Source organism: Fluviicoccus keumensis (assembly GCF_004217445.1).
Lineage (GTDB): Bacteria > Pseudomonadota > Gammaproteobacteria > Pseudomonadales > Moraxellaceae > Fluviicoccus > Fluviicoccus keumensis.
This window is the reverse complement of record NZ_SHKX01000012.1, coordinates 17,400-40,571: the sequence shown is the minus strand read 5'-3', so window position 1 is coordinate 40,571 and position 23,172 is coordinate 17,400. Positions and strand designations below refer to the sequence as shown.

The following is a 23,172-nucleotide window of genomic DNA, read 5'->3' as shown; positions in this document are numbered from 1 at the left end:
CTCCAGAGCGGCAGCCGGTTATTGTTATTACTTCCTTGAAATCATATACGATGATCGGATAATTTTCATCTGTTTTCTTGGTATTAGAAATGCAAAACGGCAGCCTAGGCTGCCGTTTTGACCAACACTATACAACCGTGCTGATATTAGTGACCAGCGATAACCAGCTCGGAACCGTTCAGGTTCAGACCCAGAATCTGCACGTCACCCAGATCGCCCATGTTGCTGTCGCCCAGACGGACGTTGTTCATGGCGATATCAACACCACCAGCAGCGGTACCCAGCTGGCCGATACCAACAACCATACCGTTCACGATGTCTTGCAGACCAGCAGCAACCAGAGTGGCGTTGGTGGAGCGAGAGCCCACATCAACAGAAGCAACCACGGTCAGGTCAGTGCCGCCAGCGTCAACAATCTTTTGCTGACCAACGAAGATGCTACCACCAGAGATGGCGCCAGCGTTGTCGTTGATGCTCATGTTGTCGATGCTCAGACCGCCAGTCATGGAGGTGTTAACAACGATCATGTGGCCTTGAGCTTCAGCAGCACCCAGTTGCACGTTCAGAGTGGTGACACCCAGAGTCATGACCATGCCGGACAGAATGGCAGCGGTCTTGTCAGTGATGCCGGAACCGTTAACTTCAGCAGAGCCGGCAGAAGCAACACCGTTTTCGTCGAAGTTAGCAGGAGCCGCGTTGCTGTTGGCAACGTAGATGGCGCCAGTCTTGATACGCAGGGTCGGGGTGGTGATCTTGACGTTCAGCATGGCTTGGTTGCCAGCGGTCACGCTGTCGCCGTCACCCACGGAGTCAATAGCGATAACCAGCGGAGAAGCCTGGTTGGTGTAAACTTCAGTCTTGTCGGAAGCACCGCCGCCGCCGATAACCAGAGCACCGGAGTTAGCAGTAGCAGAAACGCCCAGAGTACCCAGACCGTCATCATCGTGAATACGGACTTCGTTGATTGCGATACCCTTGTAGCCAGTGATGGTGCCACCAGCAGAGTTGGTCATACCGGCAGTTTGCAGACCGGACAGCAGAGCGCCGGCAGCATACGGAGTAGTAGTGGTGACAGCCGTCGGGGTAAAGTCAGGCAGAATCACAGAAATGGTGATACCATCTTGACCAGTCGTAGCAGCCATGGAAGCGTCATCAATAGCTTCCATTGCGAATGCGCCAACAGAGGTCATGGTGATAGCAGAAGCGAGAGCGAGCTTTTTCAAGCCTTTCATTGGAGTTCTCCTCGAGGGTTTAATTCTAATTTTTTGTTACCTTTGGTTTGGGTAACGTGCTATTAGGCAGTAGAAAAGTATCATTCTTGTGTGCCCCCCACAACCCCCTGTCAGCATCTTTTTGCACCATCCCCGACAAAAGGTTGTTTTTTCTGCATGAATGAGACGTCCATCACGTTTTCATGCCCAAATAGCACAATCACGCCCGGCTCGCAGCCAGCCCGTTTATTACAAGTGTTTGACCCAAAACAATAAACGCGGCATAGGCCGCGTTCAGTACACTTTCTGCGTGGCTATGGCTGTCCCGCTACCCGAATAACGGTTGTCGCCAGATCCAGCCCCACCAAGTCAATATTACCAATCGCCGGCGTGCCGGCATCACCCACCTTGACCCCGGACAGCGCTATATCCACACCACCACTACTGGCGCCAAGCTGATACACACGTGCGACCACACCATTGGTTGCAACATCAACACCGATATTGACATCCAGGCTAGTGGACGCACCGTTATTATTGATGGAAATGGCCGGTATCTGCAGGAAGCCGCCGGAATTGACATCATTAAGCTGATAACCGGTCGCCGTAATGCCGTTTGTCATGCTCCCGGTCAAACGCAACATGTTTCCTTGCGACTCACCCGCCAACTGCAAGTTTGCCGTAATGGCACCGACGTTGATGGTCATGCTCTCGCTGATTGCCGCTGACATGCTGGTGACTGGCGAGGAGACTCCACTGCTTGCAGCCACATAGGTCTTACCCGTTTTAAAGGTAAATGCGGGGATATCCACGCGCACATTCAGCATGGGCTGATTGCCGCCTGCAGCACTGGAATCACCGACACTGTCCATGGACGCATTAATGACACTCAGGGCAGCCATGGTGAATTCCAGGCGATCGCCCGCCACGCCGGTACCGTGAACAATAGCGCCAGCGGCGGGGGCGCCGGCATAGCCGTCCCGGTCATGAAAAATTGTCTGATTGATCTTGAAACCGACATCGGTACCAGGGCCTGCACCATCGAAGTCCGGCAGGATCAAGCGGAAAGTCACCCCATCCTGAGCCACATGGTCGGACATTTCCCCATCAGTCATGTCATCCATCGCCCAGCAAGCCGATGCGGCCAGCAGTACCGGCAGCATCAGGATTCGTCGATTCACGGGAAACTTCATTAGGGGTGCTCCCTGTTCTTCTGCTTTTATTATGCCGCAATGAACTATCAGTCCTTGCCAACGAACATGATATAGGAAGACTGCAGAATTGGCCACCCGTCAGGCTGGCCGATACTTTTTTGCAACGTATTCGCAACAATAAAAAAGGCCCCGCATGCGGGGCCTTTTTCGTACAAATGTGAGCTTACTGACCCGCAATACGGATGACAGTATTGTTCATGTTCAAACCAACGATATCAACGTTACCGATGGTTGGTGTCGTAGCATCGCCGAACTTGAGATTGGCAAGACGAACGTCCGCACCATTGGTTGCATTACCGAACTGGGTCAGGTTGACACGCATGCCGCCCGAGGCGCCGCCGCTGATGAAGTCAACGCTGGCGTTGACGGTCAGGTCCGTGCCGGCATTATCCTTGACGGTCAGGTCGGTACCCAGGAAACCGCCGGAGTTGGCATCATTCAGCTTGAAGCCGGTAATGCTGAAACCACCCGTCATGGCGGTAGCGATCTTCAGCATGGCGCCCTGGTTTTCATTGCCCAATTCAAAGTTAAGCGTCGTGGCGCCCATGGTCATGGTCATGTCGCTCAGGATGACTGCCGTCTTGGTGGCGGACAATGCCTGGAAGCCGGCAAGCGTACCGGTTGCGTCGGTATCAGCCGCATACATGTCACCCGTATGCAGTGTCATACCGGGAATCGCGACATTCACCCGCAAGGTAGGTGCCCCGCCAGCGGTTGCGCCGTTGTTGTCACCGGTAGCGTCAATCTTCATGACAACTTCGCCGGTAAACGACAACTGGGTTTTGACACGGCCGGCAGCAGGAGAGTACGGATCACCGAAAACGATGGCACCAGAGTCAGTAGCGCCCGCATAACCGTCTGTATCGTGCAGCACGACAGAGAAGGACATTGCAGGAGGAGTAATCCCGATCAGGACACCGGTTTGACCGGTCGTGTCGGAAAGAGCTTCTTCGTCGAGGCTTTCCATCGCAAAGGCGGATGTGGAAGCAGCGATCAGCGAAGCAAGCAGAATCTTCTTGAATCGGGTTGTCATTATGCAGTCTCCCGGGCGTTATGTTGTTTGATTTCAAAGTTTTTAGTACACCCGTACTTATTCTTTCATAAGTACATTCCGTGAACAAGTCTTGTTTGGCAATTGATTGTGCTGATTACGTCTTGTCATCCGCTTATAATGCGGGGCTCCGAGATATTTCTTGCCACTCCGACGCCCAGCTCATGTCGTCCCCGCAAAGCGTTAAGTCCGCTCTCCTCCGCTCCGATGTTGATCGCCTGATGAGTTGTTCGGACTGGTATCCATTCCTGTTCAATGATCATGATGACAGGATTCTGGGCATATTGCCCCGCTGGGTGATCGTCGTCGGCAACGATGGCGACATCGTGCGGCTTGATCGGCAGGCTGTGGGCCGGTTCGAGCCGTCCGTTGTGTCGGTTCCTCTTCGTGAAGCGCTGGCAGAGGGTCTGGCCACCCTGCCCTCCCTGCCGACGGAGCAATCCGGTTTTACCGGCGGCATGGCCGGCTGGCTTGGCTACGACCTCCATTCGGACTCTTCGGAAGAGCATGACAAGCTTCGACCGGACTTCCCGAAGGCCTGCATTGCCGGGTTTGACGCATTCATCCGCCTTCCCGCCGGCAACGATCAGCCCGCCACGCTTCATGCCGCTACCGAAGAACTGCATCAGCGCATTCGGTCCCGGTTAAATTCCCGGTCAGCGATTGCCGCGTTCTCGATCGCCGGAAACTTCAGACAGCTAATGCCAGCGGATGAATACGCCAAAGCATTCCGTCAGGTGCAAGCGTACCTGCACTCCGGCGACTGTTATCAGGTCAATCTGGCGCAAGCTTTTCAGGCAGACTGCACCGGTTCGGGGCTGGAGGCCTTTCAGCATCTGGACAGCATCAGTCACCCGCCCTATGCCGCGTACTTGTCCAGCCCATACGGCGAGATTCTTTCCCTCTCACCGGAACTGTTCCTGCAATTCGAGCATGGGCGGGTAACGACAAGGCCCATCAAAGGCACCCGTCCACGCGGATTGGACGCGATGACAGATGACCGGATGGCTGCCGATCTGGCCTCGCACCCCAAGGATCGTGCCGAGAACCTGATGATCGTCGATTTACTGCGTAATGATTTAGGCAAGCACGCTATCACCGGCTCTGTTCAGGTGAACGATCTGTTCCTAATCGAAAGCTTCGCCCACGTTCATCACATGACCAGCGAAATTGAATGTTGTCTGCGACCGGACTCCCACCCGCTGGACATGCTGCTTGACGCCTTTCCCGGGGGTTCCATCACTGGCGCACCCAAACGTCGCGCGATGGAGATCATTGATGAACTTGAAAATTTCGGACGATCCGTCTATTGCGGCAGCATCGGCTATCTGACATCGGATGGTCGCGGGGAATGGAATATTGCCATCCGGACCTTGCTTAAAGTTGGCGATACGCTGTTTGCCTGGGCGGGCGGCGGGATTGTCGCGGATTCGGTGTGCGAGGATGAATATCAGGAGTGCTTCAACAAGATAGGCCCCTTGCTGACGGCGCTGGAAGAGCGATTCGGGAAACGCTGACGAGAGTTTTTCCCGTCAGCGTCAGGAGCGATCAAGGTATCTGGCGAAGCGAACCGCTACGGATCTGCGCCTTCAACTCCTCATAGGTCTTGGTCACCGGGAACTGCGGGAACTCACGAATGACATTTTCCGGCGCATCGAAAAGGATGCCTTTCTCGGCTTCGCCAAGCATGGCGGTGTCGTTGTACGAGTCGCCGGCGGCGATGACGCGGTACTTCAGACCGTGCAGGGCCTTGACGGCTTCGCGCTTCTGGTCCGGCTGGCGCAGGATATAATTGGTGATCATGCCTTGGCTGTCCGTTTCCAGCTTGTGGCAGAAAATGGTGGGACGACCCAGCTGCTTCATCAACGGATCAGCGAACTCGTAGAAGGTGTCCGACAGAATGATCAGTTGGAAATGTTCGCGTACCCAAGCGACAAACTCGGCGGCGCCGGGCAAGGGGCCCATGTCGGCAATCACGGCCTGGATATCGGGCAGGCCCAGCTTGTGCTCACGCAGGATATCCAGCCGCTGGCGCATCAGCACGTCATAATCGGGAATGTCGCGGGTTGTGGCTTCAAGGGCCTTAATTCCCGTCTTCTTGGCGAAATTGATCCAGATTTCCGGCACCAGCACGCCTTCCAGATCCAGACATACGATTTCCATAGCCACCCCATCAAATATCGTGTTGAAAAAACATGGCGCGAACTGTACCGATTTCACCCGGGCGGTGCAATCTCCGACTTTTTTGCTGGTAGAATTATTCCCCTTCACCCCCATATACCAATGACATTTCCCCCTGACGAGGATCCGCCATGACCATCACCAAAGAGACCGTCCAGCAATGGGCCGCCGACTATGACGCCAAGTCGCCCCGGGAAATTCTGGCGTTGGCGCTGGATACTTTTGGTGAAAATGCCGCCATCTCGTTCAGCGGCGCGGATGATGTGGTCCTGGTGGATATGGCGGCCCGCCTCGGCAAGCCTTTCCGGGTTTTCTGCCTGGACACCGGTCGTCTGCACGGTGAAACCTACCGGTTGCTGGACAAGGTGCGGGAAAAATACAAGATCAAGATCGAGATCTGCTTCCCTGATTCCGCTCAGGTCGAAGAACTGGTGAATACGAAAGGACTGTTCAGCTTTTATGTGGATGACCACAAGGAGTGCTGCGCCATCCGCAAGGTGGCTCCGCTTCGCAAAAAGCTGGCGACCCTGGATGCCTGGATTACCGGTCAGCGCAAGGACCAAAGCCCCGGCACCCGCGTCGGCGTTCCGGTGGTCCAGCCGGATGCCGCTTTCTCCGGTCCCGGCAAGAGCCTGGTGAAATTCAATCCGCTGGCGAACTGGACCTCGGAACAGGTCTGGGATTACATCCGGGCTTTCGACGTTCCCTACAATGAACTGCACGAAAAGGGTTTTATCAGTATCGGCTGTGAGCCTTGCACCCGCGCGGTGCTGCCTAACCAGCACGAGCGCGAGGGTCGCTGGTGGTGGGAAGAGGCCACCAAGAAAGAATGCGGCCTGCACATCACCAACGTGAAGTGACTTTTCCGCCCCGGCCACGCCGGGGTTCATGTTCCTGTCTGATTACCGGACGGGACCCAACGAGGAACCGACATGCACATTACCATGGTCAAGAAAATCCTGCTGGATGGCTCGCCTTGCAAGAAGTGTGGCGAAGTGCTCGATCGCATGGAAAGTGAAAACCAGATGCGGTTCATTGATGAGTTGCTGGTGGCCGATGAGCGCGATCCGGAATCCGCGGGGATGAAGCTGGCCGCGCGCCTGGGCGTGGATCGAGCACCATTCTTTGTTGTCAAAGCTGACGACGGCACAGAAACCGTGCACACGGTCTACCTGAAATTTGCCAAGGAAGTTCTGGCATCGGTCGTTTCTGAAAAGGACGAACTGAGGGAAATCATGAACAACGAAGACCTGGACTTCCTGTAACAGGTCTCAATGCAAGCGATGACGGTCGGTGGGATTGGCATGGTCAGCTGCCGTCTCGCCCTCCTCCGGAACTTCGTCCGTCATCGCCGTTTCGGCCTGCTGCCTGAACATCTGGCCAACCATCTGCAAGCCGGCGGCAATCATCGACTTGCCCAAAACCCCGGCAGCGCCGCCCAGGATTTCCTGCGCTTCTCCTGAAAAGCGGATCGACACCAGTGGCTCACCGGAGCCCTGACTGCTGTCGGCTCGTCGAAGGACAACCTCTCCCGGCCTGACTTCCACAACCTCCAGCAGTTCAGGACCGGGCGCATTCAACTCTGCCATTTCACCTCCACATCACTTCTCGGTCTTCGGCATCTTTCCTTTCACGACCTGCCAGTGGCCGTTGCGATAGAAGGCTTGCCAGCCGGAAGGCTTGCCTTCGCTGTCTTCAGTCGTGACATATTGTTCCTTCGACTTGCGACTGAAGCGGAGCTGGGCCGGGTTGCCGACATCGTCCATGTCCGGGGCCTGCAGCAAGTAATGATGCTTCGGGTCAAGACGATCCGCCACGGTGCGCAGTTCAGCAATGGTCGGAGCGCGGGTCTCCCGATGCTTGGGGAACTGGCTGGCCGCCAGGAACAGACCCGCCGCGCCATCGCGCAGAATAAAAAAGTCATCGGTTTTGGCGCAACGCAGTTCCGGCATGGGAATCGGATCCGCCTTGGGTGGAGCCGCCTCACCATTTTTCAGTACCTTGCGGGTGTTGGTGCAACTGGTGCAGGCGAAGTACTGGCCAAAACGGCCGCTCTTCAGTTCCATGCGCCCATTGCACTTGTCGCACTCAATGGTCGGACCTTCGTAGCCCTTGAGCCGGTACTGACCTTCTTCCAACAGGAAACCATCGCAATCCGGATTATTGCCGCAGACATGCAGCTTGCGGCCGGCATCAACCAGATAGCTGTCCATGGCCGTGCCGCACTTCGGGCAACGTTTCTTGGAACGGAGCTCGTTGGTTTCACCTTCTTCATCGTTATCCGCCAGGGCGACGTGCTCCACGGGAACCAGGTTTACGGTTCCCTTGCAGCGTTCCTTGGGCGGCAGGGCATAACCGGAGCAACCCAGGAACACACCCGTGCTGGCGGTGCGGATCTGCATTTCACGGCCACACTGCTGACAGGGCATGCCGATGGTGACCGGTTGGTTGCGGCGCATACCGCCCTCACCCGCCGCTTGCTGCAGCCGGCCGCTGAAGTCCTTGTAGAAGGTATCCAGAACCTGTTTCCAGTTGCTCTGACCCTCCGCCACCTTGTCGAGGTCTTCTTCAAGATGCGCGGTGAAATCATAGTCCATCAGGTTATGGAAGCTTTCAAGCAGGCGGTCGGTGACAATATCACCCATCTTTTCCGCATAGAAACGCTTGTTCTCCAGCTTGACGTAACCGCGATCCTGAATCGTGGAAATAATCGAGGCATACGTCGACGGCCGGCCAATCCCGCGCTTTTCCAGTTCACGCACCAGCGTGGCTTCCGTGAAGCGAGGCGGCGCCTTGGTGAAGTGCTGGCTGGCGAGCAGCTCAACCAGCTGCAGTTTCTCGCCTTCCTTCACATCGGGCAGCACGGTGTCTTCATTATCCTTCTGTACCGGCGACAACACCCTGGTGAAACCACCAAACGTCAGGATTCGGCCTTTGGTACGCAGCTCGTAGGCTGCCGCATTGACCGTCAGGGTGGTGCTCACGTATTCGGCATCCGGCATCTGGCAGGCAACAAACTGTCGCCAGACCAGTTCATACAACCGCTCGGCGTCCCGCTCCATGCCGGCGATGCTTCCCGGCTTGGCATGTACATCCGAAGGACGGATTGCTTCGTGTGCTTCCTGGGCGCCCGATTTGCTGGCATAGATATTCGGCTTGGCAGGCAGGTATTTGTTGCCGAAAGTCTGATCAATGAACCCGCGCACGGATTGCAGCGCGTCCTGGCTGAGGTTGGTCGAGTCGGTACGCATGTACGTGATATAACCGGCTTCATACAACCGCTGCGCCAAGGTCATGGTTTTCTTGACGGAAAAACCCAGACGAGTGCTGGCTGCCTGCTGCAAGGTCGACGTAATGAACGGTGCGGGCGGACGGGTGCGCGTCGGCTTGTCTTCACGCTTGCCGACCACCATGGCGGCGGCCTCAATTTCGGCCCTGGCCTTCATCGCATCCTTTTCATTGCGGGGGCGGAAGGCCTGATCCTGATGACGGGCCACCTGCAAGCGCAACTTTTCGGTACGCGGCGTCAGGGTATCCGCATGGATTTCCCAGTACTCTTCCGGCACGAAGGCACGGATGTCACGTTCTTTCTCTACAACCAGGCGAACCGCCACGGACTGCACGCGTCCGGCTGAAAGACCTCGAGCGATTTTTTCCCACAGCAAGGGTGAAACCATGTAGCCGACCACCCGGTCGAGGAAACGACGGGCCTGCTGGGCATTAACCCGGTCCATGTTCAACTGGCTGGGTTTCTGGAAGGCGGCGGTAATGGCCGACTTGGTGATTTCGTTGAAGACCACGCGCTGATAGCGGGCGGGACTACCGCCAATCACTTCCCGCAGGTGCCAGGCGATGGCCTCCCCTTCGCGGTCCAAGTCGGTGGCGAGGTAGACGGTTTCGACCCCCGTGGCCAGCGACTTCAATTCGGCAATGACTTTTTCCTTGCCCGGGAGAATCTGGTAATGGGCATCCCAGTCATGTTCGGGATCGACGCCCATTCGGGAGATGAGGGCGCTGCGCGCCTTTTCCGCCTTGGTAGCGGCATCCTTGGCCTTGGTGCGGGCGGCAGGCTCCTTCTCGTCCTTGGCGCCGCCGCTGACCGGCAAATCGCGCACATGGCCGATACTGGATTTGACGATGAAGTCCTTCCCGAGATATTTGTTGATCGTTTTTGCTTTGGCGGGCGATTCAACGATTACCAGTGCTTTAGCCATTCAGGTTCCGGATATGTAAATAGGTTTTGGTCGGCGCGGGAAGGCGCGAAGTGGGCATATATAAAAGGAAGCCGCGCCGGGGTCAAGCAAGCATACAAGAAGTTATACGGTAAAATGCGGTGATTCGTGTCGGCTGACGGCTATTTACAGAAAATGCCGCCACATTCAGGACGCGGAAGCCAATGCCAACAAGAATGCCTTCAACTCATCCAGCACCTGCTCACCAGCCTCCTCTTCCCAATAAAAACTGACGGCATTGGCCTGGGCCTCGATCGCCAGCACGAGTTTGACACTGTCAGGCGGCGTCAGCTGTGCCAGACGATCCAGCCCCGGCGTGACCGTTTGCAGGCGGCCTTCCACCCATTGGGCTCGCCAATAAGGCATCACGGCATTAGGCACAATCAGCGTATAGACCGGCACCATTTTCCGGTGCTCCTGAACCAGCCAGGTTGGCGCCGGAAGAAGCCGGGGCTGCAGCCCCCGCTTCCGCGCCGCCTCGCGCAAATGCATCAGTCCCGACTCTCGCGCATTCGGGCGCATCATCATCCACTGGCCCAACACAAATATACCGATGGCCAGCATCACCCAGGCAAACTGACTCACGCTTCGTGACTGCTGTAAAAGACGTTTTTCATACGGGCGAGTTGCTCATCAAGGGATTTGGCCACATCGGCCGATACGGAGAAAAAGCTCAGCAACGCCCGGGAATTCGCATCGCCTTCATACACGGACATCAGTCGCTTCCAGAAGGCCTGATTCACCTGCTGCAACTCCTGATGCTCCTTGACCACGCCGCGCAGATCCCAGTCGGGATCCTTGCCGTCGCGCCAGACCAGATACTGCTTCATCAAGTACAGCGATGCCAAACGCAAAACCTGTTCCTCCCGGTTTGCAAAGGGCAGGTGCGTGCGCGCATTCGGCTTTAATTCCTGGAAAACCGGACATGCACTTGTGGCCATGATCAGGCCGACCAGTGAGCGCACCCCCTCTTCGACGGGGGCTCGTTTTGCGTATTCCCGATCCGGCGTATTGACCTGAATGTTGGCCCTGGTATTGGCGGGAATTTTCTGGAAGCTGCTGACCACGCGATCGAGATCGAGGGCGGCCGGGCAATGCGGGTATTCCGCCGGATCCAAGGGGCAGTTGACGCATCGGCAATGCGCCAGTCGGGTCCAGGCCGGAGCCGCCTCGCCGCCCTGAACCGGTCGATAGGGCCTGTCTACGTCGACAACAAACGCAAGGTCACGTCCGTCATCCAGAAAAAACCGGTATTCAATCTGCATGTTTTCCGTCTCCAAAGGCTACGGAGCTTCATGCCCCACGCGCTACAATTAATCTGGAACGGGAAAGACCCGCTTCCCCGCAATGTCACGATCCCGTGAAAAAAACGCTCTTCATCTTGGTAATCTGACTTTGCAGGGATGAAGAAACACTCGACGACATGGTGAAAAAGCTAAGCAAAGCCTTGGAATTGGCGTCACTCTGGAACTCGGTCATGATGCGTTGCCAGAAGGCATGATTCACCATTTGCAACTGCTCGCTGGACTTGACCAATCCTTTCAGCTCCCAGTCCGGCTCGCCCCCTTCACGCCAGACCAGATACTGTTTCATCAGGTACAGGGAGACCGAACGAAGAATATATTCTTCCTGCCGGGCAAAAGGCAGGTGATGTCGGGCATTGGGCTTGAGTGTTCCGAAAACCGGGCAGGCGCTGGTTGCCATCACCAGCCCCATCAACGCACGCACCCCTTCCTCAACCGTCACGCGCTTGACGTATTCGCGCTCAGGGGTAATGACGCGAACATTCACTTTGGTCGAGGCCAGCGTTCCATGAAAGTCACGGATCACGGCATCCAGATCAACGGCCGCCGGACAATTGGCGTTTTCCGCCGAGGACAACGGACAATTCTGGCACTTGTTGTTGTCGAGCTTGGTCCAGGCGGGCGATGCCTTGGCCCTGGCCCGGTCATACAGGCGGTCCAGATTAACCTCGTGGGACATTTCCCGACCATCATCAAAGGAAAAATGATAGGTAATGATCATTGCTTTAATTCCTTGGTTTTCTATTGGGATTCAAACCTGAAACCCGCACACTCAGCCCTTGCAGCGGCTCGCGAGTACACTGACGGCATCACCCGAATGAATCCAGGTATTTTTTTCGACAAGTTCCGAAACGATGATGGCGTTCTGTCCCAGGTAGACTTTGCCATCACTTTGCCGGCGAACCGATGCCAGCATTTCCAGAAATCCCTTGTCCTTGTTGCTCGTCGCCGGATCAATCGAGGGGATGACACAGCGCGAGCATGGCTTAACCAAGGCAAGGTTTGTTCCATTTATCTGTAATTTCGACCAGTCATCTTCAGCAAATGCCTGATCTGAGCCACCGATCACAATATTGGGCCGAAATCGCAACCAGTCAACCGATTTCCCCCACAATTCTGACAAGGCGTCCATTCCGGAGGTTGAAGTGACCAGCAGCGGAAATCCGTCAGAAAATGACGTGCAGTGTCCGGTTCCTGCCCAGGCTGGGTCGACCGTGCGATGACTGCTTTGCGGAAAGAATACCAGCCGGACTGACTTCCCCAGAAAACGAGTGAACCATTCATCCGCCGCCGCGCTGACGGTGCAGGCCTGAACCCGGTCAGACCATACCGTCACCACCAGTGCCGTCGGATCGACAGGAATTGCCGACAACAGCGGCATGTCCGGCGCCGCCACCTGCAAAATCCCGTTTTCCACCGAAACTCGCAACAAAGCCATGCGCGCCATCTGCCTTTGAGTGACAAAGCAGCCCTGATCATCCACCAGCATCCAACGGCGATCCCACTCCAGGCCCCAGGGAGTTAACCGGGCTTCCTCCACCCGAATCCCGGCGGCGGACTTCAGGGGATAGACGGCCAACCCCGCCACATACAAACTCATGCCGCTCTCCTTTTCCAGACTCCTGAATGCAGAACGCCCCGACTGGCGGGGCGTTCTGAACGGGTCAGCGGTGAATTACACCAGCTTTTCCAGTTGCGGGACGATGTCGAACAGATCGCCCACCAGACCGTAGTCAGCCACCGAGAAGATCGGGGCTTCTTCGTCCTTGTTGATAGCGACGATGACCTTGGAGTCCTTCATGCCGGCCAGATGCTGGATGGCGCCGGAAATACCGACGGCGACATACAGCTGCGGAGCGACGATCTTGCCGGTCTGACCGACCTGCATGTCGTTTGGCACGAAACCGGCGTCAACCGCGGCGCGGGAAGCGCCGACAGCGGCACCCAGCTTGTCGGCCAGGCTGTACAGGATCTTGAAGTTGTCGCCGTTGCCCATGCCGCGGCCGCCGGAAACCACGATCTTGGCGGCAGTCAGCTCGGGACGATCGGACTTGGCCAGCTCTTCGCTGACAAACTTGGAAGTACCGGCGTCGGTAGCGGAACCAACAGCTTCCACAGCGGCGGAACCACCGGTGGCGGCAACGGCGTCAAAGCCGGTGGCGCGGACAGTGATGACCTTGATGCTGTCGGAAGACTGCACGGTGGCGATGGCGTTACCGGCGTAGATCGGACGTTCGAAAGTATCGGCGCTGATCACCTTGGTGATTTCGGAAATCTGACCGACATCCAGCAGCGCGGCGGCGCGAGGAGCAAAGTTCTTGCCCGTGGTTGTGGCGGCAGCCAGAATGTGGCTGTAACCCTTGCCCAGTTCGGCGACCAGCAGGCTGACGTTTTCAGCCAGTTGGTTGGCGTAGGCGGCGTTGTCGGCGACCAGCACCTTGCTGACACCGGCGATCTGGGCGGCGGCTTGGGCGGCGGCCTGGCAGTTGGAGCCGGCAACCAGCACGTGCACATCACCACCAATGGCCTTGGCAGCAGCAACAGTATTGAGGGTGGCGCCCTTCAGGGAGGCGTTATCGTGTTCAGCGTAAACCAGGACTGCCATGATTAGATCACCTTCGCTTCGTTCTTGAGCTTGGCCACGAGTTCTTCAACGGTCTTGACCTTGATGCCGGCGGAACGCTCGGCGGGCGGCTCAACCTTCAGGGTCTTGATGCGCGGAGTGACATCGACGCCGAAGTCGGCCGGAGTCTTGACATCCAGAGGCTTCTTCTTCGCCTTCATGATGTTGGGCAGAGCGGCATAACGCGGCTCGTTCAGGCGGAGGTCGGTGGTGACCACGGCCGGGAGGTTCAGTTCAACGGTCTGGGCGCCGCCGTCGATTTCACGGGTCACCACGGCCTTGCCGCCTTCAACCTTCAGCACGGCGGCGAAGGTGCCTTGGGCGTAACCGGCCAAGGCAGCCAGCATCTGGCCGGTCTGGTTGTTGTCACCATCGATGGCTTGCTTGCCAAGGATCACCAGCTGGGGCTGCTCGGCGTCGCAGATCTTTTTCAGCAGCTTGGCCACGGCCAAGGGCTGAATTTCTTCGGCAGTTTCAACCAGGATACCGCGGTCCGCGCCCAGCGCCATGGCGGTGCGGATCTGTTCCTGGGCTTCTTTCGGGCCCACGGAAACCACGACGATCTCGGTGACGATGCCCTTTTCTTTCAGGCGGACGGCTTCTTCAACGGCAATTTCGCAGAACGGGTTGATGGCCATTTTGACGTTGGCGAGCTCAACACCGGTCTTGTCCGCCTTGACGCGAACTTTCACGTTGTAGTCTACAACGCGCTTGACAGCAACAAGAGCCTTCATGGAATCCTCGGATGGTGACGATTTATCAGGAAGTACAGTGGGATTGGCGCAACCCGGCCAAAGCAAGGCACGCCAAGGGTGGGATATCTTGCGCAATCTTGTCATCAAGGTCAAGGCCACACTGACGACCGGGCCGTTTTTTACAGTCATTGACAAAGTGCCCGAGCCTTGTTGATATATGTCATTGGCGTCGGTATACACCTGTATAATAATATTCCGGCCGCCGCGTTCCCGGGGCGAATTCGCAAGGTTGTCATGCCCCTGTAACGGCCGCTGACAACAATTAGAAACATTACTTGCTGCTTCATGTAGGTTTTATGACAGACTCACTTGCTAGAATCCTCCCGTTTGAAAAACCGGATGTGCCAATGCGTGTAAACCAGTTTGACCGGGAACAGCTCCTCGCCTGCGGACGCGGCGAATTGTTCGGTCCGGGGAATGCCAGGCTTCCCCTTCCCCCCATGCTGATGTTTGACCGCATCGAGAAAATCTCTGACGGCGACGGCGCCTTCGGCAAGGGTGAAATCATTGCTGAACTGGATGTCCGTCCGGACCTCTGGTTCTTCGACTGTCACTTCCAGTCCGACCCCGTCATGCCCGGCTGCCTTGGCCTTGACGCCATGTGGCAGCTGCTGGGCTTTTATCTGGGCTGGCGAGGCAATCCCGGACGCGGACGCGCGTTGGGCGTCGGCGAGGTCAAGTTCTTCGGGCAGGTCCTGCCGAAGCACAGCCTGGTGCGTTATGAACTGCAGATCAAACGCGTGATCGAACGCAAACTGGTCATGGGTATTGCCGATGCCCGGCTGCTGGTCGATGAACGTGAAATCTATACGGCGCAGGATTTGCGCTGCGGCCTGTTCACCAGTACTGACAACTTCTGATTCTGATGTACCAACGCCCCCGAATCCGGGGGCGTCCTGTATGCGGCGGAGAAAATAACAATGCGTCGAGTCGTCGTCACCGGCATGGGGATCGTGTCTTGCCTGGGCAATGATGCCCAATCAGTTACCCACAGCCTCAGAAACGGCGTGTCCGGTATTCGCTTCAATCCCGAATATGCCGCCATGGGCTTTCGCAGCCAGGTCAGCGGCCGTCCGGATATCGATCTCGAAGCCGCCATCGATCGCAAGCTGAAACGCTTCATGGGCGATGCCGCGGCTTACGCCTACCTGTCCATGCAGCAAGCCATTGCCGATGCCGGACTGACACTGGAAGACGTTGCGGAGAATCCCCGGATCGGGGTTGTGGCCGGCTCCGGCGGCGCTTCAACCGCCAACGTGGTCATTGCCGCCGATACCGCCCGCGAGAAAGGCGTAAAACGCATCGGTCCTTACATGGTGCCCCGCACCATGACCAGCACCGTCGTCGCTACACTGGCGACCGCCTTCCGTATCCACGGAGTCAATTACTCCATTTCGTCCGCCTGCGCCACGTCCGCGCACTGCATCGGCAACGCCATGGAGCAAATCCAGTTGGGCAAGCAGGACATGGTTTTCGCTGGCGGCGGTGAAGAAGAGCACTGGAGCCTGTCATGCCTGTTTGATGCCATGGGTGCGATGTCCAGCAAGTTCAACGACGCTCCGGCTTCCGCTTCGCGCGCCTTTGCCGCCAATCGTGACGGCTTTGTAATTGCAGGCGGCGGCGGGATGCTGGTGCTGGAGGAATACGAACATGCCGTGAAGCGCGGTGCCCGGATTTACGCCGAATTGACCGGCTATGCCGCGACATCCGACGGCTACGACATGGTGGCTCCAAGCGGTGACGGCGCAGCGCGCTGCATGCAACTGGCCCTGGCAATGACCGGCGGTCCGGTCGATTACGTCAACGCCCACGGTACAGCGACACCCACCGGAGACGCCGTGGAACTGAAGGCCATCCGTCGCGTGTTCGGCGACAGCCTGCCCCTGATCAGTTCGACCAAGTCATTGTCCGGCCATTCCTTGGGCGCTGCCGGTGTCCAAGAGGCCATCTACTGCCTGCTGATGATGCAGAACAACTTTGTGGCCGCCTCCGCCAACATCGACGAGCCGGATCCGGAGGCCGTGGATATGCCCGTCGTTCGCAATACCCTCGAAAATCACCCACTGACGCGCGTGATGTCCAACAGCTTCGGCTTTGGCGGCACCAACGCCTCGCTGATCTTCAGTCGCATATAGGCCTTCGCCCCTGAGCTTCGCGCTCAGGGGGCTGTCCTGTCAAAAATCGCCAACTGATAGCCATCGGCGTTCAGCAACACCAACGCGCCGTCATCTTCCCGCCACTCTGCGGTATCGCTTAACGCCTGAATGAACAATGCTTCAAAGGTAACTCCGTCCGGACAAGGCATCAGGGTTCCTTCGAGATTCCGGATACGCAAGGCGGCGCCCTGAAGTTCGTAACTTGCCCTGATCGGATTACAGCCTGTATTTCCCTCCATCACCGAACCACCGGACTTGAAGGTGACAAAGGCTTCACGCTGGCTGGCGCTTCGATCCGCAACGGCAAACGGCAGGTTACGCAATCGCCATGGACGCCCTGCTACCTCAAATGATGCCCGCGCTGCCGTTTCCGCCGTCGGGGCAACAGCTCCCGGAAGGGGGACGGGCTGCTGCGCCTCCATGGACGACACAACGGGCTCTGGAACCGCCCGTGTCGTGGCGCACCCCGTCAACAGGATCCCTGCCCCCAAGGCCATCATGAAAGTCGCTGTTCTGATCAGCATTCGTCTATCCTCATCACAGTATTGTTATGGGTCGTTGCGGCTATGGCTTGCGATTCTGCCTTCGGGTCAAACCGGACGACTGTAGTTTTATGTAATCCGGATGGAAGCCTCGTCGTCACGCGCCTGCAGTGCTGCCGAAACCCATAAGCCCGGGACGACTGCCAACTCGCCATCGACATGTATCAAAGGCCAGTGCTCACGCTGCCAGGGGGGAATGCCTGCTTCCTGGAAAAGCGTCTTGAGCTCTTTGCGACCTTCGCGACCCGGCAGGAGTATCCGCTCACCTCCCCTGCGCACACCGACAATGACGCTGGCAGCGCCCAGCCACTTCGCCAGGCTTGCCCCCTGCCCTTCACCGGCCTGAGGCGTCAGGATGCGACCATCCCTCAAAGGGAGTGGCAGCAGCCGGTCGCTCCAGACCACTTCCGGACCGCGCACCATTTCCTCCAGAAGCGGCATGGCATAAAGACGGTCACGATATCGGCGAACCTCGGTATGCCGCCAGACATACCGGGGCGCCCCATCCGGGCGTGCGGCGCAAACCTCCCGGAGCAAGATGCGCAAACCAGCCCTGTCCGGAACATCCAGATTTGATCGTCGCAACCAGAAACGCAGCACATGCATCCGCCGGACATCATCAAAACGCATGAGATCCGGAATGGACAGGGTATTTCCCTCGCGCCCGACAACCTGTAAATCCAGACTCGCCAGTTCATTCAGCAGGTGCTCGGATTCCCGCATGCGCACCGCTGTTTCCGACAGGACCTCCGCCACACGGGGCCATCGCTGGCCAAGCAAAGGAATCACGGTGTTACGCAGAAAATTCCGGCTATGACGAAGATCGGTGTTGGAGTCATCTTCAACCCAGGAAAGACCGCGGCACCGGGCATATGCCGCCAACTCTGCGCGCGAAATCGTCAACAGCGGGCGCCAAAGCGGCACATGGGTCTGCTGAAACGGCAAACGGCCCTGAGGGTGCATGGCTGCAAGCCCGGTAACACCGCTGCCCCTCAACAATCGCAGTAGCACCGTTTCCGCCTGATCATTGCGATGATGGGCTGTCAGCAGCACATCACCTGCGACAAGCGAGTCGCCAATCGCCCTGTAGCGGGCCTCACGGGCTGCTTCTTCCAGGCTGCCGCCGGCCTGCACTTGAACGCGCAGCTCCGAAAAATCCGCCTGACAAGCCAGCGCCCTACGCTGGACAAACGCGGCCCACTCATCCGCAAAGGGACTGATTCCGTGATGGACATGAATCACATGGAGGGGACGACCGTGAATGGGACGCAATGCCGCAACGATATCGAGCAGGCAAACCGAGTCAAGTCCGCCGCTGCACGCAACCACCAATCGTTGATGATCGGGTTTCAGGGCCTCCGCCAGAAATTTTTCTACAACGGCCCTTGGCATGGAATCAAAGACTGCCGTAACTCATGAGGCGGTCATAACGGCGGGTGCGCAGAGCGGCGGTATCCAGCGAACGAAGCTTGCGCAGATGCTTCAACAAGACCTTGCGGAGATTCTCGGCCATCTGGCCGACATCGCGATGGGCTCCGCCAAGCGGCTCCTGGACAATATCATCCACAAAACCCAATTCCTGCAAACGCTGGGCCGTGAGTCCCATGGCCTCGGCGGCGTCGGCGGCCTTGTCCGAGGTCTTCCAGAGAATGGAGGCACAGCCTTCCGGTGAAATCACGGAATAGGTGCTGTATTGCAGCATCAGCAGGCTGTCGCCGACGCCGATCGCCAAGGCGCCACCGGAGCCACCCTCGCCAATGACAGTGGCGATAATAGGCGTGTTCAGCCGGGACATGACCGCCAGATTACGGGCAATGGCCTCGCTCTGGCCGCGTTCTTCCGCCTCGATACCGGGATAAGCGCCGGGCGTGTCAATGAAGGTGAAAATCGGCAGCTTGAAGCGTTCGGCCATTTCCATCAGCCGCAAGGCCTTGCGATAGCCCTCGGGGTTGGGCATGCCGAAATTGCGGCGAACCTTTTCCTTGATATCGCGCCCCTTCTGATGACCGATGACCATGACCGGCTCACCCTGCAGCCGGGCGATGCCGCCGACAATCGCTTCGTCATCGCCAAAGACTCGATCGCCATGCAACTCATCAAAATCGGTGAAGATATGATTGATGTAGTCCAGGGTATAGGGGCGTTGCGGATGGCGCGCCATCTGCGCAACTTGCCAGGGAGTCAGGTTGGCGAACAGCTCTTCGGTCAGGGCCAGGCTCTTCTGCTCCAGCCGCCGGACTTCTTCGGACAGATTGAGGTTGTTGGCGCCGCCGAGGGACTTGAGGCCGTCAATTTTCGCCGCCAGTTCGGCGATGGGCTGCTCGAAATCCAGAAAGTTCGGATTCATGGGTTCGTGTTCCGGTTAATACACAATACGCAACGCGCTGGGACCATACAGCTGGCGAAGCCGCTTGATGAGGCTGTCGCCGGGGTATACGCGCCAGTTATTGCCGCACTGTAGCACGGCTGTCGCTCGGGTTTGCTGACAGCGCAGCTGCATGGCGACGCTTTTTTGATCGTTCACCGGCAAATGTTGCCGCAATAATGCCTGCAATTCCCTGACCTGGGCCAATTGCAGGGTCTTCATGTCGAGAGTCAGTTCGAGCGTGCGGGCGGCGTTGATGCGGGCATCCGCGACTGAATACACCTTGCGCGCCGTAACGCGGAAACCGCCGGAATACTCATCCGGGCTGATTTCCGCCTCGACCATGATTACCTGGTCCACCTGCAGCAGGGCCTTGTTGTTTTCCAGGATTTCCCCAAAGAAACTGGCCTCCACCCGGCCGCTGCGATCGTCCAGCAGCACAATGGCGCGCGGGGCCTTGCCCGGCTTGGCGAAAATGCGCACATCCATCACCAGCCCGGCGATCAGCACTGTCTGGCCGCGCCGGGTGGGCTGCACGTCGCTGAGGCGGCAGCCGATGTAGCGCTTGATCTCGTCCAGATACTGGTCAATCGGATGTCCGGTGAGGAACAGGCCCAAGGTTTCCTTCTCGCCGGTCAGACGTTCGTCATCCGTCCAGTGCAGCACGGTGGGGTACGCGTTGTCAGGCGTGGCTTCGACGATTTCCCCGAACAGGTCCATCATGCCCGCGCTGGCATTGCGCGCCTGCTGTTCCGCCGCCTTGACCGCTTCCGGCAGGGTCGCCATCAGGCAGGCGCGGTGCGGCCCCAGTTTGTCCATCGCCCCGGCCTTGATCAGCGCCTCCAAGGTACGCTTGTTGGCCTTCTTGAGGTCAATGCGGCGGCAGAAATCGAAAATATCTTCATAGGGGCCACTCTGACGGCCATCGACAATCGATTCGATCGGCCCCTCGCCCACACCTTTGATCGCGCCCAGTCCGTAGACAATGGTTTCATTGAGCGGCACGAACTTGAAGCGTGAGTGATTGACGTCCGGCGGCACGATCGGAATACCCATCGTTCGGCATTCCTCAATGAACAGCACGACGTTGTCAGTGTTGTGCATTTCCGCCGACAGCACCGCCGCCATGAACTCGGCGGGGTAATGATGCTTCAGCCAGGCCGTCTGATAGGAAACCAGTGCGTAGGCCGCGGAGTGCGACTTGTTGAAGCCGTAGCCCGCGAACTTTTCCATCAGGTCGAAAATGTGGCCGGCGAGATCGGCGTCGATATGCTGCTCTTTCGCCCCCGCCATGAATTTGACCCGTTCCTTGGCCATTTCCTCGGGCTTTTTCTTGCCCATGGCGCGACGCAGCATGTCCGCGCCGCCGAGGGAATAACCCGCCATTGCCTGCGCGATCTGCATCACCTGTTCCTGATAGACGATGACGCCGTAAGTCGGCTTCAGGATCGGCTCCAGGCACTCATGCTGGTACTTGGCGTCCGGATAGGCCACCTGCGCGCGGCCATGCTTGCGGTTGCAGAAGTCATCGACCATGCCCGATTCCAACGGGCCGGGACGATACAGCGCCACCAAGGCGATCAGGTCTTCGAAATTGGAGGGCTTGAGCTTTTTCAGCAGCTCCTTCATGCCGCGCGATTCCAGCTGGAACACGGCGGTGGTGCGCCCCTCCTGCAGCAGCTTGTAGGTGGGCAGGTCGTCCAGCGGGATGGTGGTCAAGTCGAGCGGCCCCTGCCCCTTCGCTTCGCGCTTGCGGTTGATGTCAGCCAGCGCCCAATCAATGATGGTCAGCGTGCGCAGGCCCAGGAAGTCGAACTTGACCAGACCGACGGCTTCCACATCGTCCTTGTCGAACTGGCTGACCCACTTGCCCTCTTCATCACAATACACGGCGGTGAAATCGGTCAGACGTCCCGGCGCAATCAGCACGCCGCCCGCGTGCTTGCCGACGCCGCGGGTCAGGCCTTCCAGCTTCAGCGCCATGTCCCAGATTTCGTTGCCGTCCTCGTAATCGCGCTCCTGGGGATTGCTCAGCAGCTCGTTCAGCTGCGGCTCCTGCTGTCGGGCTTCTTCCAGCGAGATGCCCGGTGTCTTCGGGATCAGCTTGGAAATGCGATCGGCCAGGCCGTAGGACTTGCTCTGCACCCGCGCCACATCGCGTACTACCGCCTTGGCCGCCATGGTGCCGAAGGTGATGATCTGCGACACCGCCTCGCGCCCATAGCTGTTGGCCACGTACTCGATGACGCGGTCACGGCCGTCCATGCAGAAGTCGATATCGAAGTCGGGCATCGACACCCGTTCGGGATTGAGGAAACGCTCGAACAGCAGGTCGTATTTCAGCGGGTCCAGATCGGTAATCTTCAGCGAATACGCCACCAGCGAACCCGCACCCGAACCCCGGCCCGGCCCCACCGGCACGCCGTTGTTTTTCGCCCAGCCGATGAAGTCCATCACGATCAGGAAGTAGCCGGGGAAGCCCATCTGGTTGATGATCTGCAACTCGAAATCGAGCCGGTCGTGATACACCTTGGCGGTCGCGGCAAAATCCGGGGCGCTGCGGTCATAGAGTTTGTCCAGGCGCTCTTCCAGCCCCTTCCTCGAGATATCAATGAAGAACTCATTGACGGTCATGCCTTCCGGCACAGGGAAGTCGGGCAGGAAACTCTTGCCCAACCGGATGCCCACTGAACAACGCCTGGCTATTTCTATCGTATTTTCAATAGCCTCCGGAATATCGCTAAACAACTCCCGCATCTGTTCTGGAGTCTTCAGGTATTGCTCGGGGCTGTACTCGCGGGGACGCTTGGGGTCGGCCAGCACATAGGACTGGGCAATACAGACACGAACCTCGTGCGCCTCGAAATCTTCCGGGGCGATAAAACGGACATCATTGGTGGCGACAACAGGACAATCACATTGCGTGGCGAGGTCTACGGCAGCATGCACAAACGCCTCATCCCCATCACGACCGGTGCGCTGCAATTCAAGGTAGGTGCGATCCGGGAAAACCGCCATCCAGCTTTGCAGCGCCGGAACGGACAGGCTGGCATCCGCGCCGAGCAAGGTATGACCGATGTTGCTGTTTTTACCGAGCAGCAGGATCAGCCCTTCGTTCAGCTCCTCCAGCCAAGGGCGCTGCACAATCGCCTTGCCATCGCGCTGTCCTTCCACGAAACTACGTGAGATAACACGAATAAGACTTTGATATCCCTCGGCATTCATGGCGAATACCGTCACAATGAAGGTCTGGTCGCCATCCTGAACATAGAGATCCGCGCCAAAAACCGGCTTGATGCCCTTGCCCTGGGCCGCTTTGTAAAACTTGACCAGACCGTAGAGGTTACTCAGGTCCGTCACCGCTACCGCCGGGGTTTTTGCGCTTTTGCAGGCCTTCACCAGATCATCAATACGAACCAGCGAGTCCTGCAAGGAGAACTCGGTGTGAACGCGCAGATGGACGAAGGACATAGGTCGGGCTCGGGCGATGAATCAGGAAAGGAATGGAATCATACCATCCGCTGTCAGGCAATGCCCC

21 protein-coding genes are annotated in these 23,172 nt (G+C 57.8%); 5 read left to right on the top strand and 16 right to left on the bottom strand.

What is annotated here, in order from left to right; genetic code table 11:
• Positions 1–146 precede the first annotated feature (146 nt).
• The 3 genes from EV700_RS08300 to EV700_RS08290 form a co-directional block, all read right to left on the bottom strand.
• Positions 147–1,232: a DUF6160 family protein gene (locus tag EV700_RS08300; RefSeq protein ID WP_130412677.1), complete on the bottom strand. Its 1,086-nt coding sequence runs from the start codon at positions 1,230–1,232 to the stop codon at positions 147–149.
• A gap of 293 nt (positions 1,233–1,525) precedes the next feature.
• Positions 1,526–2,404 (bottom strand): hypothetical protein, encoded by an 879-nt coding sequence (locus tag EV700_RS08295; RefSeq protein ID WP_130412675.1) that lies wholly within the window; start codon positions 2,402–2,404, stop codon positions 1,526–1,528.
• A gap of 184 nt (positions 2,405–2,588) precedes the next feature.
• Positions 2,589–3,458 carry a DUF6160 family protein gene (locus EV700_RS08290; protein ID WP_130412673.1) on the bottom strand — a complete coding sequence of 290 codons (870 nt, stop codon included), beginning with the start codon at positions 3,456–3,458 and terminating at the stop codon, positions 2,589–2,591.
• A 182-nt stretch (positions 3,459–3,640) separates the two neighbouring features.
• On the opposite strand from EV700_RS08290, the gene pabB reads away from it, so the two are divergent.
• Positions 3,641–4,993, top strand: a complete 1,353-nt coding sequence (gene pabB, locus EV700_RS08285) for an aminodeoxychorismate synthase component I (protein ID WP_130412671.1) — start codon at positions 3,641–3,643, stop codon at positions 4,991–4,993.
• 31 nt (positions 4,994–5,024) lie between these two features.
• Here the strand turns inward: pabB and thrH are convergent, their stop codons facing one another.
• Positions 5,025–5,639 (bottom strand): bifunctional phosphoserine phosphatase/homoserine phosphotransferase ThrH, encoded by a 615-nt coding sequence (gene thrH / locus EV700_RS08280; protein ID WP_130412669.1) that lies wholly within the window; start codon positions 5,637–5,639, stop codon positions 5,025–5,027.
• A 149-nt stretch (positions 5,640–5,788) separates the two neighbouring features.
• Here thrH and EV700_RS08275 point away from each other — a divergent pair, with 149 nt between their 5' ends.
• Both EV700_RS08275 and EV700_RS08270 read left to right on the top strand, forming a co-directional pair.
• Positions 5,789–6,517 (top strand): phosphoadenylyl-sulfate reductase, encoded by a 729-nt coding sequence (locus EV700_RS08275; RefSeq protein WP_130412667.1) that lies wholly within the window; start codon positions 5,789–5,791, stop codon positions 6,515–6,517.
• A 72-nt stretch (positions 6,518–6,589) separates the two neighbouring features.
• Positions 6,590–6,922 carry a hypothetical protein gene (locus EV700_RS08270; protein ID WP_130412665.1) on the top strand — a complete coding sequence of 111 codons (333 nt, stop codon included), beginning with the start codon at positions 6,590–6,592 and terminating at the stop codon, positions 6,920–6,922.
• Positions 6,923–6,928: 6 nt separating this feature from the next.
• Here EV700_RS08270 and EV700_RS08265 read toward each other — a convergent pair whose 3' ends face one another.
• From EV700_RS08265 to EV700_RS08230, 8 genes are all read right to left on the bottom strand, one after another.
• Positions 6,929–7,246, bottom strand: coding sequence for a hypothetical protein (locus tag EV700_RS08265; RefSeq protein WP_130412663.1), 318 nt, complete (start codon positions 7,244–7,246; stop codon positions 6,929–6,931).
• A 12-nt stretch (positions 7,247–7,258) separates the two neighbouring features.
• Entirely contained in the window at positions 7,259–9,871 is a 2,613-nt protein-coding gene (gene topA / locus EV700_RS08260; RefSeq protein ID WP_130412661.1) for a type I DNA topoisomerase, read from the bottom strand.
• Between the two features lie 165 nt (positions 9,872–10,036).
• The gene (locus tag EV700_RS08255; protein WP_130412659.1) at positions 10,037–10,474 is read right to left on the bottom strand and encodes an ammonium transporter; all 438 of its coding nucleotides are present in this window, start codon (positions 10,472–10,474) and stop codon (positions 10,037–10,039) included.
• Positions 10,471–11,154 carry a DUF6901 family protein gene (locus EV700_RS08250; protein WP_130412657.1) on the bottom strand — a complete coding sequence of 228 codons (684 nt, stop codon included), beginning with the start codon at positions 11,152–11,154 and terminating at the stop codon, positions 10,471–10,473. The genes EV700_RS08255 and EV700_RS08250 overlap by 4 nt, the downstream gene beginning before the upstream one ends.
• 85 nt (positions 11,155–11,239) lie before the next feature.
• Positions 11,240–11,914, bottom strand: coding sequence for a DUF6901 family protein (locus tag EV700_RS08245; protein WP_130412655.1), 675 nt, complete (start codon positions 11,912–11,914; stop codon positions 11,240–11,242).
• Positions 11,915–11,965: 51 nt separating this feature from the next.
• Positions 11,966–12,793 carry an MOSC domain-containing protein gene (locus tag EV700_RS08240; RefSeq protein ID WP_130412653.1) on the bottom strand — a complete coding sequence of 276 codons (828 nt, stop codon included), beginning with the start codon at positions 12,791–12,793 and terminating at the stop codon, positions 11,966–11,968.
• Positions 12,794–12,868: 75 nt separating this feature from the next.
• Positions 12,869–13,798, bottom strand: coding sequence for an electron transfer flavoprotein subunit alpha/FixB family protein (locus tag EV700_RS08235; RefSeq protein WP_130412651.1), 930 nt, complete (start codon positions 13,796–13,798; stop codon positions 12,869–12,871).
• 2 nt (positions 13,799–13,800) lie between these two features.
• Complete coding sequence (locus tag EV700_RS08230) at positions 13,801–14,550, bottom strand: electron transfer flavoprotein subunit beta/FixA family protein (protein ID WP_130412649.1); 750 nt, start codon at positions 14,548–14,550, stop codon at positions 13,801–13,803.
• Positions 14,551–14,918: 368 nt separating this feature from the next.
• Between EV700_RS08230 and fabA the strand changes: the two genes are divergently transcribed.
• Positions 14,919–15,431 (top strand): 3-hydroxyacyl-[acyl-carrier-protein] dehydratase FabA, encoded by a 513-nt coding sequence (gene fabA, locus EV700_RS08225; RefSeq protein ID WP_130412647.1) that lies wholly within the window; start codon positions 14,919–14,921, stop codon positions 15,429–15,431.
• 60 nt (positions 15,432–15,491) lie between these two features.
• Positions 15,492–16,706, top strand: coding sequence for a beta-ketoacyl-ACP synthase I (fabB, locus tag EV700_RS08220; protein WP_130412645.1), 1,215 nt, complete (start codon positions 15,492–15,494; stop codon positions 16,704–16,706).
• A gap of 23 nt (positions 16,707–16,729) precedes the next feature.
• On the opposite strand, the gene EV700_RS16845 is transcribed toward fabB, so the two are convergent.
• The 4 genes from EV700_RS16845 to dnaE form a co-directional block, all read right to left on the bottom strand.
• Positions 16,730–17,149, bottom strand: a complete 420-nt coding sequence (locus tag EV700_RS16845; protein WP_278044906.1) for an META domain-containing protein — start codon at positions 17,147–17,149, stop codon at positions 16,730–16,732.
• A gap of 189 nt (positions 17,150–17,338) precedes the next feature.
• On the bottom strand, positions 17,339–18,661 hold the full coding sequence (gene tilS / locus EV700_RS08210; protein WP_130412641.1) for a tRNA lysidine(34) synthetase TilS: 1,323 nt from the start codon (positions 18,659–18,661) through the stop codon (positions 17,339–17,341).
• 4 nt (positions 18,662–18,665) lie between these two features.
• Positions 18,666–19,616 (bottom strand): acetyl-CoA carboxylase carboxyltransferase subunit alpha, encoded by a 951-nt coding sequence (locus EV700_RS08205; protein WP_130412639.1) that lies wholly within the window; start codon positions 19,614–19,616, stop codon positions 18,666–18,668.
• Positions 19,617–19,631: 15 nt separating this feature from the next.
• The gene (gene dnaE / locus EV700_RS08200) at positions 19,632–23,105 is read right to left on the bottom strand and encodes a DNA polymerase III subunit alpha (RefSeq protein WP_130412637.1); all 3,474 of its coding nucleotides are present in this window, start codon (positions 23,103–23,105) and stop codon (positions 19,632–19,634) included.
• Positions 23,106–23,172: the final 67 nt, after the last annotated feature.

Bases quoted from the DNA above. Each gene is read 5' to 3' on its own strand.
- EV700_RS08245 (WP_130412655.1), bottom strand. From the start codon at position 11,914: ATGATCATTACCTATCATTTTTCCTTTGATGATGGTCGGGAAATGTCC.
- EV700_RS08275 (WP_130412667.1), top strand. From the start codon at position 5,789: ATGACCATCACCAAAGAGACCGTCCAGCAATGGGCCGCCGACTATGAC.
- EV700_RS08235 (WP_130412651.1), bottom strand. From the start codon at position 13,798: ATGGCAGTCCTGGTTTACGCTGAACACGATAACGCCTCCCTGAAGGGC.
- EV700_RS08295 (WP_130412675.1), bottom strand. From the start codon at position 2,404: ATGAAGTTTCCCGTGAATCGACGAATCCTGATGCTGCCGGTACTGCTG.
- EV700_RS08250 (WP_130412657.1), bottom strand. From the start codon at position 11,154: ATGCAGATTGAATACCGGTTTTTTCTGGATGACGGACGTGACCTTGCG.
- EV700_RS08240 (WP_130412653.1), bottom strand. From the start codon at position 12,793: ATGAGTTTGTATGTGGCGGGGTTGGCCGTCTATCCCCTGAAGTCCGCC.
- tilS (WP_130412641.1), bottom strand. From the start codon at position 18,661: ATGCCAAGGGCCGTTGTAGAAAAATTTCTGGCGGAGGCCCTGAAACCC.
- pabB (WP_130412671.1), top strand. From the start codon at position 3,641: ATGTCGTCCCCGCAAAGCGTTAAGTCCGCTCTCCTCCGCTCCGATGTT.
- EV700_RS16845 (WP_278044906.1), bottom strand. From the start codon at position 17,149: ATGGAGGCGCAGCAGCCCGTCCCCCTTCCGGGAGCTGTTGCCCCGACG.
- EV700_RS08230 (WP_130412649.1), bottom strand. From the start codon at position 14,550: ATGAAGGCTCTTGTTGCTGTCAAGCGCGTTGTAGACTACAACGTGAAA.
- fabA (WP_130412647.1), top strand. From the start codon at position 14,919: ATGCGTGTAAACCAGTTTGACCGGGAACAGCTCCTCGCCTGCGGACGC.
- EV700_RS08300 (WP_130412677.1), bottom strand. From the start codon at position 1,232: ATGAAAGGCTTGAAAAAGCTCGCTCTCGCTTCTGCTATCACCATGACC.
- dnaE (WP_130412637.1), bottom strand. From the start codon at position 23,105: ATGTCCTTCGTCCATCTGCGCGTTCACACCGAGTTCTCCTTGCAGGAC.
- topA (WP_130412661.1), bottom strand. From the start codon at position 9,871: ATGGCTAAAGCACTGGTAATCGTTGAATCGCCCGCCAAAGCAAAAACG.
- EV700_RS08270 (WP_130412665.1), top strand. From the start codon at position 6,590: ATGCACATTACCATGGTCAAGAAAATCCTGCTGGATGGCTCGCCTTGC.
- EV700_RS08205 (WP_130412639.1), bottom strand. From the start codon at position 19,616: ATGAATCCGAACTTTCTGGATTTCGAGCAGCCCATCGCCGAACTGGCG.
- EV700_RS08290 (WP_130412673.1), bottom strand. From the start codon at position 3,458: ATGACAACCCGATTCAAGAAGATTCTGCTTGCTTCGCTGATCGCTGCT.
- thrH (WP_130412669.1), bottom strand. From the start codon at position 5,639: ATGGAAATCGTATGTCTGGATCTGGAAGGCGTGCTGGTGCCGGAAATC.
- EV700_RS08265 (WP_130412663.1), bottom strand. From the start codon at position 7,246: ATGGCAGAGTTGAATGCGCCCGGTCCTGAACTGCTGGAGGTTGTGGAA.
- fabB (WP_130412645.1), top strand. From the start codon at position 15,492: ATGCGTCGAGTCGTCGTCACCGGCATGGGGATCGTGTCTTGCCTGGGC.